This window comes from Streptomyces sp. NPDC088194 (genome assembly GCF_040702025.1).
In the GTDB taxonomy this organism is placed as follows: Bacteria; Actinomycetota; Actinomycetes; order Streptomycetales; family Streptomycetaceae; genus Actinacidiphila.
Map to the genome: position 1 here is coordinate 67,114 of NZ_JBFBIV010000007.1, position 15,106 is coordinate 82,219.

At 74.2% G+C, this 15,106-nt stretch carries 14 protein-coding genes; 9 read left to right on the forward strand and 5 right to left on the reverse strand.

Features of this window, described 5'->3' with window-relative positions:
- The first annotated feature begins 45 nt into the window (after positions 1-45).
- The 6 genes from AB0399_RS05440 to AB0399_RS05465 all read left to right on the forward strand — a co-directional run bounded on the left by AB0399_RS05440 (position 46) and on the right by AB0399_RS05465 (position 6,348).
- Positions 46-693, forward strand: coding sequence for a TetR family transcriptional regulator (locus AB0399_RS05440; RefSeq protein WP_328459874.1), 648 nt, complete (start codon positions 46-48; stop codon positions 691-693).
- Between the two features lie 263 nt (positions 694-956).
- Positions 957-2,195: a MurT ligase domain-containing protein gene (locus tag AB0399_RS05445; RefSeq protein WP_328459876.1), complete on the forward strand. Its 1,239-nt coding sequence runs from the start codon at positions 957-959 to the stop codon at positions 2,193-2,195.
- Positions 2,196-2,281: 86 nt separating this feature from the next.
- The gene (locus AB0399_RS05450; RefSeq protein WP_329373079.1) at positions 2,282-3,010 is read left to right on the forward strand and encodes a glutamine amidotransferase; all 729 of its coding nucleotides are present in this window, start codon (positions 2,282-2,284) and stop codon (positions 3,008-3,010) included.
- Positions 3,011-3,209: 199 nt separating this feature from the next.
- Positions 3,210-4,235: a 6-phosphofructokinase gene (locus AB0399_RS05455; protein WP_328459880.1), complete on the forward strand. Its 1,026-nt coding sequence runs from the start codon at positions 3,210-3,212 to the stop codon at positions 4,233-4,235.
- A 133-nt stretch (positions 4,236-4,368) separates the two neighbouring features.
- A complete protein-coding gene (locus AB0399_RS05460) occupies positions 4,369-5,349 on the forward strand; it encodes a cytochrome c oxidase assembly protein (RefSeq protein WP_329373076.1) in 981 nt (326 codons plus the stop codon).
- 18 nt (positions 5,350-5,367) lie between these two features.
- A complete protein-coding gene (locus AB0399_RS05465; protein ID WP_366410312.1) occupies positions 5,368-6,348 on the forward strand; it encodes a hypothetical protein in 981 nt (326 codons plus the stop codon).
- Positions 6,349-6,781: 433 nt separating this feature from the next.
- Here AB0399_RS05465 and AB0399_RS05470 read toward each other — a convergent pair whose 3' ends face one another.
- Positions 6,782-8,371 (reverse strand): TROVE domain-containing protein, encoded by a 1,590-nt coding sequence (locus AB0399_RS05470; RefSeq protein ID WP_366410313.1) that lies wholly within the window; start codon positions 8,369-8,371, stop codon positions 6,782-6,784.
- 567 nt (positions 8,372-8,938) lie between these two features.
- Between AB0399_RS05470 and AB0399_RS05475 the strand changes: the two genes are divergently transcribed.
- Complete coding sequence (locus tag AB0399_RS05475; RefSeq protein ID WP_366410314.1) at positions 8,939-9,982, forward strand: NAD-dependent epimerase/dehydratase family protein; 1,044 nt, start codon at positions 8,939-8,941, stop codon at positions 9,980-9,982.
- A 150-nt stretch (positions 9,983-10,132) separates the two neighbouring features.
- On the opposite strand, the gene AB0399_RS05480 is transcribed toward AB0399_RS05475, so the two are convergent.
- On the reverse strand, positions 10,133-10,906 hold the full coding sequence (locus AB0399_RS05480; RefSeq protein WP_329373068.1) for a DUF1707 domain-containing protein: 774 nt from the start codon (positions 10,904-10,906) through the stop codon (positions 10,133-10,135).
- Positions 10,907-11,093: 187 nt separating this feature from the next.
- Between AB0399_RS05480 and AB0399_RS05485 the strand changes: the two genes are divergently transcribed.
- Both AB0399_RS05485 and AB0399_RS05490 read left to right on the forward strand, forming a co-directional pair.
- Positions 11,094-11,924 carry a TIGR02452 family protein gene (locus tag AB0399_RS05485; protein ID WP_366410315.1) on the forward strand — a complete coding sequence of 277 codons (831 nt, stop codon included), beginning with the start codon at positions 11,094-11,096 and terminating at the stop codon, positions 11,922-11,924.
- 59 nt (positions 11,925-11,983) lie between these two features.
- Entirely contained in the window at positions 11,984-12,559 is a 576-nt protein-coding gene (locus tag AB0399_RS05490; protein ID WP_366410316.1) for a YbaK/EbsC family protein, read from the forward strand.
- Positions 12,560-12,619: 60 nt separating this feature from the next.
- Here AB0399_RS05490 and AB0399_RS05495 read toward each other — a convergent pair whose 3' ends face one another.
- The 3 genes from AB0399_RS05495 to AB0399_RS05505 form a co-directional block, all read right to left on the reverse strand.
- Positions 12,620-13,363, reverse strand: coding sequence for an urease accessory protein UreD (locus tag AB0399_RS05495; RefSeq protein ID WP_366410375.1), 744 nt, complete (start codon positions 13,361-13,363; stop codon positions 12,620-12,622).
- 104 nt (positions 13,364-13,467) lie between these two features.
- A complete protein-coding gene (ureG, locus tag AB0399_RS05500; RefSeq protein WP_329373062.1) occupies positions 13,468-14,151 on the reverse strand; it encodes an urease accessory protein UreG in 684 nt (227 codons plus the stop codon).
- A gap of 202 nt (positions 14,152-14,353) precedes the next feature.
- Positions 14,354-15,106, reverse strand: coding sequence for an urease accessory UreF family protein (locus tag AB0399_RS05505; RefSeq protein ID WP_366410317.1), 753 nt, complete (start codon positions 15,104-15,106; stop codon positions 14,354-14,356).

Consider the following 15,106-nt stretch of genomic DNA (forward strand, 5'->3'; position numbering starts at 1 on the left):
GCGCCCGGTGACACACGAGCGCGGCGAACGACCGGGAGGCGCACGGTGGACACCGGGCATCGGCAGGATCAGCGGACCGCCACCGAGCGCCGCCGTACCGAACTGCTGGAGGCCGCCGAACGCGTGGTGCTGCGCGAGGGCCCCGAGGCGTCGATGAACGCGATCGCCGCGGAGGCGGGCATCACCAAGCCGATCCTCTACCGGCACTTCGGTGACAAGTCCGGGCTGTACCGGGCACTGGCCAAGCGGCACACCGACGCGCTGCTGGCGACGCTGCGCACCGCGCTGGACTCCCCCGGGGACCGTCGCGACCGGGTCGAGGCCACCTTGCACGCGTACCTGTCCGCGATCGAGACCCGGCCGCAGGTCTACCGGTTCCTCATGCACCCGGCGGAGACGCCCGCGGCCGACGGAGAGAAGGGGTTCGACGTCGGCCGCCACCAGGTGCCGCTGCTGCGGCGGATGGGCGAGGACCTCGGCGACGTGATCGCCGAGCGGCTCGACCTCGGGCCCGACACCCGGCAGGTCGCGCGCGTGTGGGGGCACGGGATCGTCGGGATGATGTACGCCGCCGGCGACTGGTGGCTGGGCGAGCGGCCCTGCTCCCGGGACGAACTCGTGCGGACCCTGGCGGATTTGCTGTGGGGTCGGCTCACCCTCGCGGGTGACCGCGCCGGCAGCCGCGGACTGTAGGGCGCCCCTGCCCCCCGGGCCGCCCGGTCCCGTCCGTCCAGGGACCACCTCGCGGTGGTGGGTCAGCGCGCGATTCCGCCCCCAACGCTTCGCCTGGGAGGCGCCCTCAGCGCCCGCTTACGGGTGCACGCCGTCCGTGGCCTGCCCCCGCCGGCCCGCGGCCGGGCTGCGGCGTCGACCGTCGCGGCGGTCGTCTCCCCCATCCGGAAGTCGATAGGCTGGGCCTGGCCAGCTCGGCCGAAGTCGAGGAGGAAGCACCCACGATGGCAGGCAACTCTGAGCCGCTGACGCCGCGGGCGAAGCTCGCCGTGACGGCGGGCAGGGCCGCGGCGGCGGTCTCCCGCGCCGCAGGCAAGGGCAGTGGATCGGTGATCGGCGGCAAGGTCGCGCTGAGGTTCGACCCCGACCTGCTCGCGCGCCTCGCCCGCCACCTGGACGTCGTACTGGTGTCGGCCACCAACGGCAAGACCACGACGACCCGGTTGCTCGCCGAGGCGCTGCGCGCGGGCGGCCCCGTGGTCTCGAACGCGCTGGGCGCGAACATGCCCGCCGGCATCACGTCGGCGCTGGCCGGCGGCTCCGACGCCAGGTTCGGCGTGATCGAGGTGGACGAGAAGTACCTCGCGGGCGTGGCGCGGGACACCACCCCGAAGGCGATCGCGCTGCTCAACCTCTCCCGGGACCAGCTGGACCGGGCCGCCGAGACCCGGATGCTCGCCGAGAAGTGGCGCGAGGGGCTGGCCGGTTCCGAGGCGATCGTCGTCGCCAACGCCGACGACCCGCTGATCGTGTGGGCCGCGTCGTCGAGCCCGACCGTGGTGTGGGTGGCCGCCGGCCAGGAGTGGAAGGACGACGCCTGGTCGTGCCCGTCCTGCGGCGGGGTGCTCCAGCGCCCCTCCGACGACTGGTTCTGCTCCGAGTGCGGTTTCCGCCGCCCGACCCCGACGTGGGGGCTGTCCGGCGACCACGTGGTCGATCCGTACGGCGTCGCGTGGCCGATCCACCTCCAGCTGCCCGGCCGCGCCAACAAGTCCAACGCGGCGGTGTCCACCGCGGTCGCCGCGGCCTTCGGCATCGACCCCAAGGTCGCGCTGGAGCGGATGTACAAGGTGCAGGCGGTCGCCGGGCGCTACGACGTGGTCACCTACCAGCAGCGCCAGGTGCGGCTGCTGCTGGCGAAGAACCCGGCGGGCTGGCTGGAGACGTTCTCGCTGATCGACCAGCCGCCGGCGCCGGTGATCCTGTCGGTGAACGCGCGCGGCGCCGACGGCACCGACACCTCCTGGCTGTGGGACGTGGACTACACCCGGCTGGCCGGGCACCCGATCATGGTGCTCGGTGACCGCCGGCTGGACCTGGCGGTGCGGCTGGAGGTGGCCGGACTGCAGTTCCGGGTCTGCGCCGACCTGGACGAGGCGGTGCGCAACGCGCCGCCCGGCCGGATCGAGGCGATCGCCAACTACACCGCGTTCCAGGACCTGCGCCGCAAGGTCGGAAACTGAACGGGCAGGCGGGCCCCGCGGACGACCCGTGGTCGCCGCAGGCCCGGCCCCAGGCCCGATCCCGACGGACCCGAGGAGAAGCACGCATGAGTGATTCCAGCCTGCGCCTGGTGTGGGTCTACCCCGACCTGCTCAGCACCTACGGCGACCAGGGCAACGCGCTGGTGGTGGAGCGGCGCGCGCAGCAGCGCCGGGTGCCGGTCACCCGGGTCGACGTCCGCTCCGACCAGCCGATCCCGACCTCCGGCGACATCTACCTGATCGGCGGGGGCGAGGACCGCCCGCAGCGGCTGGCGGCCGAGCGGCTGCGCCGTGACGGCGGGCTGAACCGGGCGGTGGCCAACGGCGCGATCGTCTTCTCGGTGTGCGCGGGCTACCAGATCCTCGGCCACGAGTTCGTCAACGACCTGGGCCGGCCCGAGGCGGGCCTGGGACTGCTGGACGTGGTGAGCACGCGTGGCGAGGGCGAGCGCTGCGTCGGCGACGTGCTGGCGGACATCGACCCGCAGTTGGGGCTGCCGCCGCTGACCGGGTTCGAGAACCACCAGGGCGTCACGCACCTCGGCCCGGCCGCCCGCCCGTTCGCCCGCACCCGGGTCGGCCGCGGCAACGGCACCGGCGACGGCACCGAAGGGGCGTTCAACGACACGGTGTTCGGCACGTACATGCACGGCCCGGTGATGGCCCGCAACCCGCACATCGCCGATCTGCTGATCAAGCTGGCGCTGGACGTCAACGCGCTGCCGCCGGTCGACGACCAGTGGTACGACGCGCTCCGCGAGGAGCGGATCGCCGCGGCCGTGCAACCCGCCTGACCCGTACCACGGGCGGTGCCGGAGCCGGCAGCGGTCCGGCACCGTCACGCTGTGCGGAGGTGACCTGCTGTTGGGGTAATCGTCAGGTGTCCGAAGTGCGGTCGCCGTGGAGGCGTGGACGGCGCGATCGGTAAGCTGGGTCCGATCCATCCGGACGACGGGGTCCGGCCGTCCGGTTGAGTTGCAGGAGTAGCGAGCGATGCGTATTGGTGTCCTGACCAGCGGCGGCGACTGCCCCGGGCTGAACGCCGTCATCCGGTCCGTGGTGCACCGCGCCGTGGTCGACCACGGTGACGAGGTCATCGGCTTCCACGACGGGTGGAAGGGCCTGCTCGAATGCGACTACCGCAAGCTCGACCTCGACGCCGTCAGCGGCATCCTGGCCCGCGGCGGCACCATCCTGGGCTCGTCCCGGGTGCAGCCGGCGCATCTGCGCGGCGGGGTGGAGCAGGCCCGCGGCCATGTCGCCGACCTCGGCCTGGACGCGATCATCCCGATAGGTGGTGAGGGCACCCTCAAGGCGGCCCGGCTGCTGTCGGACGCGGGCCTGCCGATCGTGGGCGTGCCGAAGACGATCGACAACGACATCTCCTCCACCGACGTCACCTTCGGCTTCGACACCGCCGTGACCGTCGCCACCGAGGCGCTGGACCGGCTGAAGACCACCGCGGAGTCGCACCAGCGGGTGCTGATCGTGGAGGTCATGGGCCGGCACACCGGGTGGATCGCGCTGCACTCGGGCATGGCGGCCGGCGCGCACGCGATCGTGGTGCCGGAGCGGCCGTTCGACGTGCAGGAGCTGACCGACGTGGTCGGCAAGCGGTTCGAGGCGGGCAAGAAGTTCGCGATCGTGGTGGTCTCCGAGGGCGCCAAGCCCCGCGAGGGCACGATGGACTTCACCTCCGGCGCGACCGACGTCTACGGACACGAGCGGTTCACCGGTGTGGCCAACCAGCTCTCGGTGGAGCTGGAGGAGCGGCTGGGCAAGGAGGCGCGCCCGGTGATCCTCGGCCACGTGCAGCGCGGTGGCACCCCCACGGCGTACGACCGGGTGCTCGCCACCCGCTTCGGCTGGCACGCGGTGGAAGCGGTGCACCACGGCCGGTTCGGCATGATGACGGCGCTGCGCGGCACCGACATCAACCTGGTGCCGCTGTCGGAGGCGGTCGAGCACCTCAAGACGGTGCCGGCCGAGCGGTACACCGAGGCCGAGTGCGTGCTGTGAGCCGTACGCCCCGCCTGTCCTCCTGAGCAGGCCGCGGCTCGCCCGCCGCGACCCGCTGTTGACGCCCCCGGTCGGATCGACGACCGGGGGCGGTTCTAGTCTGGTGCGGGCACATCGGGTGAAGGAGTGACAGATGGATCACGGCGGTTCGGCCTTGCTGGCCATGCCGGGAATGCCGGGCATGGACGCGGACCTTCCGCCGTTCACGCTCGGCCGCGGGCTGGCCTTCGGCGGCGACCCCTTCTTCCTGGTGCTGTGCGTGGTGCTGCTCGCGCTGTATGGCTGGGGGGTGATCCGGCTGCGGGCGCGCGGCGACCGGTGGGCACCGAGCCGTACGATCTCCTTCGTGGTCGGCGTGCTGACCGTCGGCCTCACGATGTGCACCAAGCTCAACGACTACGGCATGGCGATGTTCAGCGTGCACATGGTGCAGCACATGGTGCTCAGCATGCTCTCGCCGATCCTGCTGCTGCTGGGCGCGCCGGTGACCCTGGCGCTGCGGGCGCTGCCGACCGCCGGGAACGGCCGCACCGGCCCGCGCGAGCTACTGGTGAAGTTGCTGCACAGCCGCCTGATGCGGGTGGTCACCCACCCGGCGTTCACCATCCCGCTGTTCGTGGCGAGCCTGTACGGGCTGTACTTCACGCCGATCTTCGACAGCCTGATGCGCAGCCAGGCCGGGCACATCGCGATGATGGTGCACTTCCTCGCGGTCGGTCTGGTGTTCTTCTGGCCGATCATGGGTGTCGACCCCGGGCCGCACCGGCCGGGCTATGTGATGCGGATGCTGGAGCTGTTCGCGGGGATGCCGTTCCACGCGTTCTTCGGGATCGCGCTGATGATGGCGAGCCAGCCGATGGTCACCACCTTCAAGCACCCGCCGGCCTCGCTGGGCGTGCACCCGCTCAGCGACCAGACCGCCGCTGGTGGTATCGCCTGGGCGTTCAGCGAGATCCCGTCGGTGGTCGTGCTGGTGGCCCTGCTGTTCCAGTGGTACACCTCCGAGAAACGGCAGGCGCGCCGCACCGACCGGGCCGCCGACCGCAACGGGGATGCGGAGCTCGTCGCGTACAACGCCTACCTGGCGTCACTGCAGGCGCGCAGTCGCGGTTGACCGAAGGGGGGCCCGTGGATGGGCGGACAGGTGCGGGTCTCGGAGGGGGCGCTCGAGCTGCCCGGCGGGGCCACCGTACGGTTCATGCGGACGCTGCGGCTGCCGGAGACCGGTACCCATCCACTGCCGCCGGGGCTCGGCGGCTTCCCGCTGCGGTGGGTCGCGGACTACCCGGATCAGGCGCCTGACCAGTGGCTCGGCCACGGCGGGGTGCTGCTGCCGGTCTTCCAGCGCGAGGCGGTGTGGCTGAGTTTCTCCGCGTCGGCGCCGGTCGCCCTCCAGGTGGGGGTGGGCCAGGTGTGCGCGGTGTCGGGGCGGCCGTGGAGCGACCAGTTGGCGCAGGACCCGCAGAACTACGTGGTGCTGCCGCGCCAGCCGTGGCTGGACGGGATCAACTCCGGGCGGGGCACGATCCGTCAGCTCGTCGCGGTGCCGCCGGAGCCGGGGACGGTCACGGCGCCCCGCGGACCCGCCTCGGAGGACTGGGTCGGCGTGCAGTTGCAGGTCTTCGAGCTACGGGCCCGGGTGCGGGCACGGTGGCAGGCCGCGCAGCGGGCGCGAGCGGTGCGCGGGCGTGATGTGGCGGGGTGGGGCGAGGTCGGCGGGGCGCGGCCGGGCCGGTTCGGGCCGGCGCCGGGGGTGCCGCTCGCGGCGGAGGCCGGGCCCGGCGAGCCGGCGGGGCCTGCCGTGACCGCGCCGGGCCTGGGCGCGGGCGGCCGGATGCGGCAGGAGGTCTACCGGGACCCGCGGCCGCTGGACGACTGGGAACGCGAGCCCTCCGGCCGAGTGTTCGTGCATCTGGCGACGGCGGCGCAATGGCGGCGGATCACCGGGGAGCCGGCCCCCGCCTCGCCGGTGGACCGGGCGGCGTACGCCTCGGCGGGACTGCCGTGGTTCGAGCACTACGACGCGGACGCGGCGGACATGGCGGCGCCCGACCCGGGGCGGACCGCTCGCCTCGGGGACGGGCAGGAGCAGGCGGCGGACCGGGAGCGGTAGCCGGCCGCCGCCATCCTCACGCCCCGCCGCACCGCCCACGAACCAGGGCACCCCTGCCCCTCCCGGCTCGGCCTCCTTCCGCGGAGGGAGCCGCACCGGCACAGGGGCGCGGGGAACCGCGCGACCAACCGTCAACCGGCCGATGGCCCCCCGACCCGCAGGAGAAGGCACCCCTGACCCTCCCGACTCGACCTCCATCCGCGGAGAGAACCGCACCTCCAACAGGGGCGCGGGGAACTGCGCGACCAACCGTCAACCGACCGATGGCCCCCCGACCCGCAGGAGAAGGCACCCCTGACCCTCCCGACTCGGCGTCCTTCCGCGGAGAGAGCCGCACCGGCACAGGGGCGCGGGGAACCGCGCGACCAGCCCGCACGGACAGGTGGTCCCTGAACCGGCGGAACGGGACACCCGGGCGGGTCAGGGGCCCTCCTTACCGCTCCCACGGCCACGTGGCGTCGCGGCCGCGGCTGAGCAGATCGACCATCGTGAACAGCTTGTCCGAGAACCCCCCGATCTCGTACCGGTTCGGCGTCGCCGTGTCCAGCGCCGCGGGGGCGTACCCCGCGGTGTTCACGCCGAACACGGGCACCGCGGCGGGCACCGCCGTCGACACGGTCACGCCGCACGCGCCGGTGCCGGGATGGGCGAACGCCTGCATGTCCGAGAAGAGCACCACCCGGTCGTGCCGCCGGTACGCGGTCTTGAGCGCGGTGACCGTCTCGGTGCCGTGCCCGACCTCGCCGACCCGCGCGCAGAACTCGTCGGCCTGCCGCAGCACGCTGCCTCCGCGCCGCAGCCGGTGGCCGAACACGCCGGTGGCGAAACCGGCCAGGTCGACCTCGCAACCCCGCGCGGCGAGCGCGACCGCGAACAGCGCGCCCACGTCCACGTGCCGGACCAGGCTGCGTTCCGCGACCGGCTGCCGCATCGACGCCGATGTGTCGACCAGCACCAGCGTGCGGCCGGGCAGCGCCGGCACGTTCGCGGTCGAGGCGAGCAGCGCCCGCTCCAGCGCCGGGCCCCACCGCAGCGACGGCGCGGTGCGGTACGCGGACAGGAAGCGGTACGGGAACTGCCGGGAGCGGCGCACCTGCACGGGGTCGGCGAGCCGCGCCGCGACCTGCTCGGCGACGTGGTCGGGCACACCGGCCTCGTCGAGGTTGCGCAGGTTGCGGGTGAGCGCCATCAGCCCCATCCGCGGCAGGATCGCGGTCCAGGCGGCGGCGTCCATCGCGCCGAGCGAGGAGAGCTGCTCCCACGTCATCCCGGCCGCCCCCAGCCGCGCCGGGTCCGCGAGGAAGTACGCGCGCCGCTCGGCCACCGGCATCGCCATGGCCGCCCCGTAGGCGGTGAGCACCGGCAGCCGGTCCGTGACCCGGACGCTGTCGCGCTTCCAGCGCCGGTCGGCGAGGTAGTCGAACAGGTCGGCCTGCCAGGGGCCGGCCGGGCTCGGCTTGGCGAGCGCCACCACGTCGGCCATCCGCCAGGCCGCGGCCACCCCGTCGTACTTCAGGGCGGCCTGCTCGGTGTAGAGGCGGGCGACGGCGTCGGCGAGACCGCGCTGCACACCGCCGGGCAGGGTGACCTTGCCGGTGCGGGCCTTCCAGTACGCGAGGAACTCGGCGGGCTCGTCGGCGCGCAGCAGCGCGGAGTCGACCAAGGTCCGTACGGACACGGTCGGTTCGACGTCGGTGCCGGCCCGGCGGGCCAGCGCGGACTCGGCGGCGACCACGACCGCGGCCGACCGCATGTTCAACTCCCGGCGCAGGTAGGGCACGAAGCGAGCCACCCAGTCGGGGTCGGTCCTGGTGGCGGCATGGACCAGCCGGCGGAAGCGGTCGTCGCGGTCGCCCGCGGACTCGTAGAAGCTGTCCTCGCCGACCATGTTGGCCGCAGCGAGGAGGAAGAGGTCGCTCTTGGCGTCCCGGGTGAAGCCGGCGCCGCCTTCGTGCGTGCGGGTGCGGCTGGTGGTGGCCACCGGGCCGGCGGGCGCGCGGCGGCGCGCGGCGAACTTGCTCATGGTGCGCGTCTCCTGACGTGGTGTCATCGCATGGTGTCGTGATGTCGTGACGGTCCCCCGGCGCGACCGCGGCCGGGCAGCACGAAGCCGCCGAGGGCGGTGCGGGTGGGGGGCGTACGCCGGACCGGCGGGTGGACCCGGACGGGTGCCGCGAGTTCCTGTCGCACGGGCGTTCTGTGGTGCTCTGCCACTGAGCTACCGGCCCTGGATGGTGGGCCGGGCGGGAGTCGAACCCGCGACCTCCCCGTTATGAGCGGAAGTATGCCCGTGCTGCGCTTCGCGGCGCTTTCCACTGTAGGCAGCCCAGCGGGCCGGCGCACCGCGATTTCCACGGCGCGCGACCGGGTGACGGCCTGGACGCCGGCGCGGATGCGGGGGCGGATGCCGGGGCCGATGCCGGGGCGATGCTGGGGCGGGCATCCGACCGGACGCCCGCCGGTGCGTCGCGTGCGGGCGCGAGCGGGCGCGGGCCGGTGCGGGCCTGTGCGGGCGGGTTGCGCCGAGGGCGAATCCGCGCACGGCGAAACGCCCTGGTCCGCCCGGGCCCGGCGGCCGTAGCGTCGCGGCATGACAGGAACTGCGTTCGTCCTCGGAGCATCAGGGCAGATCGGCCGGCAGGCGGTACAGGCGCTCGCCTCGGACGGCTGGCAGGTGACGGCGGCCTCACGCGGCGGCGGCACCGACGCGGGGTGGCCGCCCGGTGTCCGCACGGTCCGGGTGGACCGCGCCGACACGGCCGCGCTGGCCGCCGCGCTGGGTGACGGCTGCGACGTGCTGCTGGACTGCGTCGCCTACGACGCGGACCACGCACGGCAGTTGCTCTCCCTCGCCGACCGGATCGGGTCGGCGGTGGTGATCTCCAGCGCCGCCGTGTACAAGGACGAGCAGGACCGCAGCTTCGACACCCAGGACGAGCCGGACGGCTCGCCGCGCTATCCGGTGCCGCTGCCCGAGACGTGGACGACGGTCGACGGCGGTCCGGCGACGTACGGCACCCGCAAGGTGGAGCTGGAGCAGACGCTGCTCGCGGCCGGCGGCGAACTGCCCAGCACGCTGCTGCGGGCCGGCGCGATCCACGGCACCCACAGCCCGCTGCCGCGCGAACTGTACTTCGTGAAGCGGGCGTTGGACGGGCGCACGGTGCGGGTGCTGCCGTACGGGGGCAGCAGCCGCTTCCACCCGGTGCACGCGTCGAACATCGCCGAGCTGGTCCGGCTGGCCGCGCGCACGCCCGGCTCCCGGGTGCTGAACGCGGGCGACCCGCGGGTGCCGACGGTCGCGGAGATCGGTGCCGCGATCGACGCGGTGCTGGGCCGTACCACCGAGACGGTGCTCGTCGACGGCCCGCCTCCGGCGCCGACCGTGGGCAACCACCCGTGGGGGCTGCCGCACCCGATGGTGCTGGACATGTCCGCCGCAGAACGGGAGTTGGGCTACCACGCCGTCACCACGTACGAGGACTCGCTGCCGGAGACGGTGGCCTGGCTCGCGCGGGAGCTGGAGGAGCACGACTGGAAGGAGCGGTTCCCGCTGCCCGCACGGCTGTCGGACGAGGGCGACGAGTGGTTCGACTACGCGGCGGAGAACGCCTGGCTGGCGCAGCGGAGTTGAGCGCGTAGGTCAGCGGCGGGGATCGGTGGGGCGCGGTCGTGTGGTGCGGCGGCGAGGCTGTGCGGCGGGTGGGTCCTCCGCCTTGGCCGGTGGCCCGGGACACCCGGGGCACCGGCGGCCGCACGGTCAGGCGCTCACGGGTTCAGGCGCTCACGCGTCGCGGTCGCGGCCGCTGCCACGACCCCTCCGACCGTCCATGTGGCGGCCCATGTTCCCCATACGCTCCATATGGCGGCTCATGTGCTCCATCCGCGCCTCCATGTGCCGGGTCATGTGCTCCATGCGCTCCTCCACGTGACCGCCCATCTGGTGGCCGATCCACCAGGCCCACTTCGAGCCGCGCATCACCCGGACATGGCCGAACACCGAGCGCCCGGTGATCCGCACCACCGGACCGTCGTCCTCCTTGCCCTCGCGGCTCCCGACCTGGGACCGCTTCCCGAACAGCGCCGACCCGGTGTCGTAGACGTTGGCGTTGTCCGGGACCAGGATCTCGACCTTGCCGAAGAACGACCCGGCCTCGATCACCACCTCACGGCGGGTGAACATCGCCTGCCGCAGGTCGATCACGATCGCGCCGAAGCGGGCGCGGGCGACGGTGTACGGCGGCACGGGCCACGGCCCCGAGCGCCGCACCTTGGCGAACAGCGCCTCGATGGGCGCGCTGTCGCCGGGTTCGGTCGGGGACACGCCGGGCGTGAGGGCGGGCAGGTCCGCGGTGATCGGGACGAGTTCGCCGCGGGTGCGCGCGGCGTACACCGCCTCCAGCCGCTCGGCGTGCTCGCCGACGTCGATCCGGCCGGCGGCCAGCGCGTCGCCGAGCAGGGCGGCCGTGTGGTCCCGCTCGTCGTCCGAGACCCGCAGGTGCGCGTCGTCAGCCGCACCGTCCGACCCGTGCGACTGCCGTGGCGACCGTTCGGACACGAGGGACCTCCTGGGGGACGGAACGGAACACCACTCACGCTATATCGCGTCTTGCGGGGGGTGCAAGGCGGCGGCCCGCCGTATCGCGTGACGGCCGAAACGCTCGCCCCCCGCGTCCTCGCCCTGGTCCCGGGACACCCGATAACGGATCGCGCGGGAGCGGGCTTTGACCGTACCGTGCCGGGGCATGAGCGCACGACTGCGGAACATCGCCCACGAGAACGAACGGATCGTGACCGAGGGCGGTTACCCCGGGCCGGACGGCCGATGGGTGGACCTGGCCGAACCGGTGGCGCGGGCCGCCGACGGCACCAGGATGTACGGGCCCGAGCCGGTCGAGGTGCCGGACACGGCGGCCCGCGGCACCGGCACCGGCACCCGCTGCACGGTCACGTCGGAGGGCAGCACCCAGGCGGCCCGGCGGCTGGTGGCCGGGGGCGGCGGCGCGGTCGCGGTGCTCAACTTCGCGTCCGCCCGCAACCCCGGCGGCGGCTACGTCAACGGCGCCCAGGCGCAGGAGGAGGCGCTGTGCCGCGCCTCCGCGCTGTACCACTGCCTGCTGCGCGCCCCGGAGTTCTACGCCCACCACCGCGAGGTCCGCGACACCTTCTACAGCGACCGGGTCATCCACTCCCCCGGTGTGCCGGTCTTCCGCGCCGACTCGGGCGCGTTGCTCGCCCGGCCGTACCTCGCGGGTTTCCTCACCTGCCCCGCGCCGAACGCGGGCGTGATCGCGCGTACGATGCCCGAGCGGGTGCGGGAGGTCGGGCCGGTGCTGGCGGCACGTGCCGAGCGGGTGCTGGAGGTGGCCGTCGCGAACGGCTACCGGCGTCTGGTGCTCGGGGCGTGGGGCTGCGGGGTGTTCCGGAACGACCCGGCCGTGGTCGCCGGTGCCTTCGCGGCGCTGCTCGGTCCGGGCGGGCGGTTCGCCGACTCCGTCGACGAGGCGGTCTTCGCCGTGCTGGACCGGCGCGAGGACTCCCCCACCCGGGCGGCGTTCACGGCCGAGTTCGCGTGACGACGCGCCCGCACCACCATCACGAGCACCACCACACCACGAGCACAGCGAGCGGGGACATGAGCGAGCAGGACACGCAGCGGCAGGACACCCACGAGGCGGGCGACGGGTCCGGGACCCACGAAACCCACGAGACCTACGGCCGGTTGATCGCGCTGCTGGACGAGCAGGGCGCGCAGTACCGCACCATCGACCACGAACCGGAGGGCGCCACCGAGGTGGTGAGCGCGCTGCGCGGCAACTCCCTTGCGCAGGCGGCGAAGTGCATCGTGGTGATGGTCAAGGTGGGCAAGAAGGTGACGCGTTACGTCCTCGCCGTGGTGCCGGGCGACCGGCGGGTGGACCTGGGCGCGGTGAAGGCGCTGCTGTCGGGCACGTACGTGTCGTTCGCGTCGCGGGACATCGCCGAGCGGCTGGCCGGGAGCGTGAGCGGCACCGTGCTGCCGTTCTCCTTCGACGAGAAGCTCGAACTGGTCGTCGATCCCGGGCTGTTGGTCCACGACGAGATCTACTTCAACGCGGCCCGGCTGGACCGCTCGCTGGCGCTGAGCACGAAGGACTACGTCCGGGTGGCCGCGCCGCGTACCGAGCCGATCGCGGGGGAGCCGGCGGCCGAGCAGCCCGCCGCGGGCTGACGGTCGCGACGCGCGGCGCGGCTACGGTCCGCCGGCGGTCGACCGGGGCTCGACCGGCGTTCACGTGGCGCTGAACCGCCGCAGGTAGCCGTCGAGCAGGGTGCGCAGGTGCCGGCCGTCCGGGGCGATCGCGGTGACGAGCAGGGCGGGTCCGGCCAGCGCGGTGAGGGCCGCGCGGCCGTACTCCGCCGGCACATCGGCGAGTTCGGCCGCGCGGTCGCCCAGGTCCGGTGCCACCAGCAGGAGTTGGCCGACCGCGCGGTGGCCGCCGAGCACGGCGGGGCCGTCCCATCCGGGTGCGGTGCCCGGGCCGAAGGACAGTTCCTGGTCGAGCAGCGGGCGCCCTTCGTACTCGACGGTGAGGCGGGCGGCGAGGCGGCCGCTCGGCTCGTCGTGGCGGCCGATGACCTGTTCCTCCCGCAGCACCAGCCGTGCGCCCGGGGCGAGTCGGGCCCGGGTGGTCATCGTCAGGTCGCTGCCGCGGGCGGCGATCAACGGCTCCGGCAGCCAGCGCAGTTCGGCGCCCGCGCCGACCGTGAGCCGTACGTCGTAGCGGGCCTGTTCGCCGCCCCGGCCGGGCAGCGACACGGTGGCCGCCGACGCGCCGACGGTCAGCCGCGCGCCCGCCGCCGCCTCGGCCTCGATCCGCAGCCGGTCGCCGCCGAGCGGAGCCGTCATCGCCCCCACCACGGTGACGTGGGCGCCGGTTCCCCCGGGCGGCCCGGTCCTGCGCAGCGCCAGCGGCCCGTCCCCGGCCAGCAGCGGCAGCACGGTGCCGCCGCGCCCGTCCGGCACCGCCCGCATCCGCGCGACGGCGGTCACTCCGCGCGCGGCCGTATCCGTGGTGCCGGCCGTGCCCGCCGGGGCTGCCGAATCCGCCGGGTCCGCCACCGCCGTCGGCGCCGCCGTCACGTACGGACCGCCGCCCACGCGGCCAGGCGCTCGCCGACCCACGCGGCGATCGGGTCCACGCCGCCGGGCTTCTTCACGGAGGTGAACACCACCGGCAGTTCCCCGCGTTGCGCCGCCGCGTCGGCCGCCATCCGCTCCAGGTCCGCGCCGACGTACGGGGCCAGGTCCGTCTTGTTCACCACCAGCAGGTCGGCCGTGGTCAACCCCGGACCGCCCTTCCTGGGGATGTCGTCGCCGCCCGCCACGTCGATCACGAACACCTGCGCGTCCACCAGGCCGCGTGAGAAGGTCGCCGTCAGGTTGTCGCCGCCCGACTCCACCAGCACCAGATCCAGTGGGCCGACCGCCTCCTCCAACTCCTCGACCGCCTCAAGGTTCGCCGAGATGTCGTCTCTGATCGCGGTGTGCGGACACGCCCCCGTCTCCACCGCCACGATGCGCTCGGCGGGCAGCACCGCCTCCCGCACCAGGAACTCCGCGTCCTCCCGGGTGTAGATGTCGTTCGTCACCACCCCGATCGCCACGAAGTCGCGCAGTGCCCGGCACAACGCCGCCACGGTCGCTGTCTTCCCCGACCCCACCGGCCCTCCGAACCCCACCCGCAGCGCCCGCTCCCCCGCTCCCGCCTCCACCGACGCCGTATACCGCTCGGGAAACACCTCAGGATGATCCACGTGCATGCCGACCTCTCCTCCACTCGTCGTCAACGGCCCGCCCCGAGAGGAACGAGCACCACCGCACACCCATCCGCACACCCATCCGCCCCCGCGGTGCGGCGACACGGGAGCGCGGGGAACCGCGCGACCAGCCACCCGCCGGCGAAAGGTCCGGGTACCCGCGGCACCGCGCAGCCCGTGCGGACCCGGCGCCCCCCCGTCGCTCTCATGACGCGAAGAGCCGAACAGGCCACGTGACATGCGCCTCCGCGCCGAGGTCCAGGAGGGGCGAGGAAGCGGCGGGAAGGGCGCCGAGCCCCTCCCGCAAGGCTCGCCGGGCGGCCTCCTCCGCGGCGCCCGCCACCGCGTCCACCTCGTTCCCGAGCCGCCCCAGAACGCGTACCGCGTGAAACGGATCGAGCCCGAGCAACCGCACCGCGGCGAACGCGGGCGTGCTGACGCAGTCGTACGCGGCGGCCTGCGCGGCATCGGCCGGCCGCAGCTCCGCCGCCGCGGCGGCGAGCCCGAGCACGACCGGCTGGTGCGCGCCGCGCGGGCGCGCCGCGGCGAGTTCGTCCAGCGCGGGCGCGGGCCACACGGCCCTTGCGGCCCGCAGGAGTTGGCGCCCCAGCCGCCGGGAGACCGCCCGCAGCGCCGCGGAGGGCGTCCGCGCGTCGGCCGCCTCGTCGAGGCCGAGCGGATCGGCCCCGGCGGTCGCCGCCGCGGCCAGTGCGGCGGCGACCAGTCCTGTGGTGTGCAACCGGCCCCTGCAGAAGTCCGCGAGCGTACCCGCGTCCCGTACCCTCCCCTCGGCCACGGCCGCCTCGACACCGCCCGAGTGGGCGTGGCCGCCGGCCGGGAAGCGGCCGTCGGCGAGCAGCAGCAGCGCGGCGCGCGCGCCGGGACCGTCAGCGCCGACCGGACCGTCAGAACGGTCGGGACCGTCACAGCCGCCGGTTGCGGATTCCGTCGCCATCAT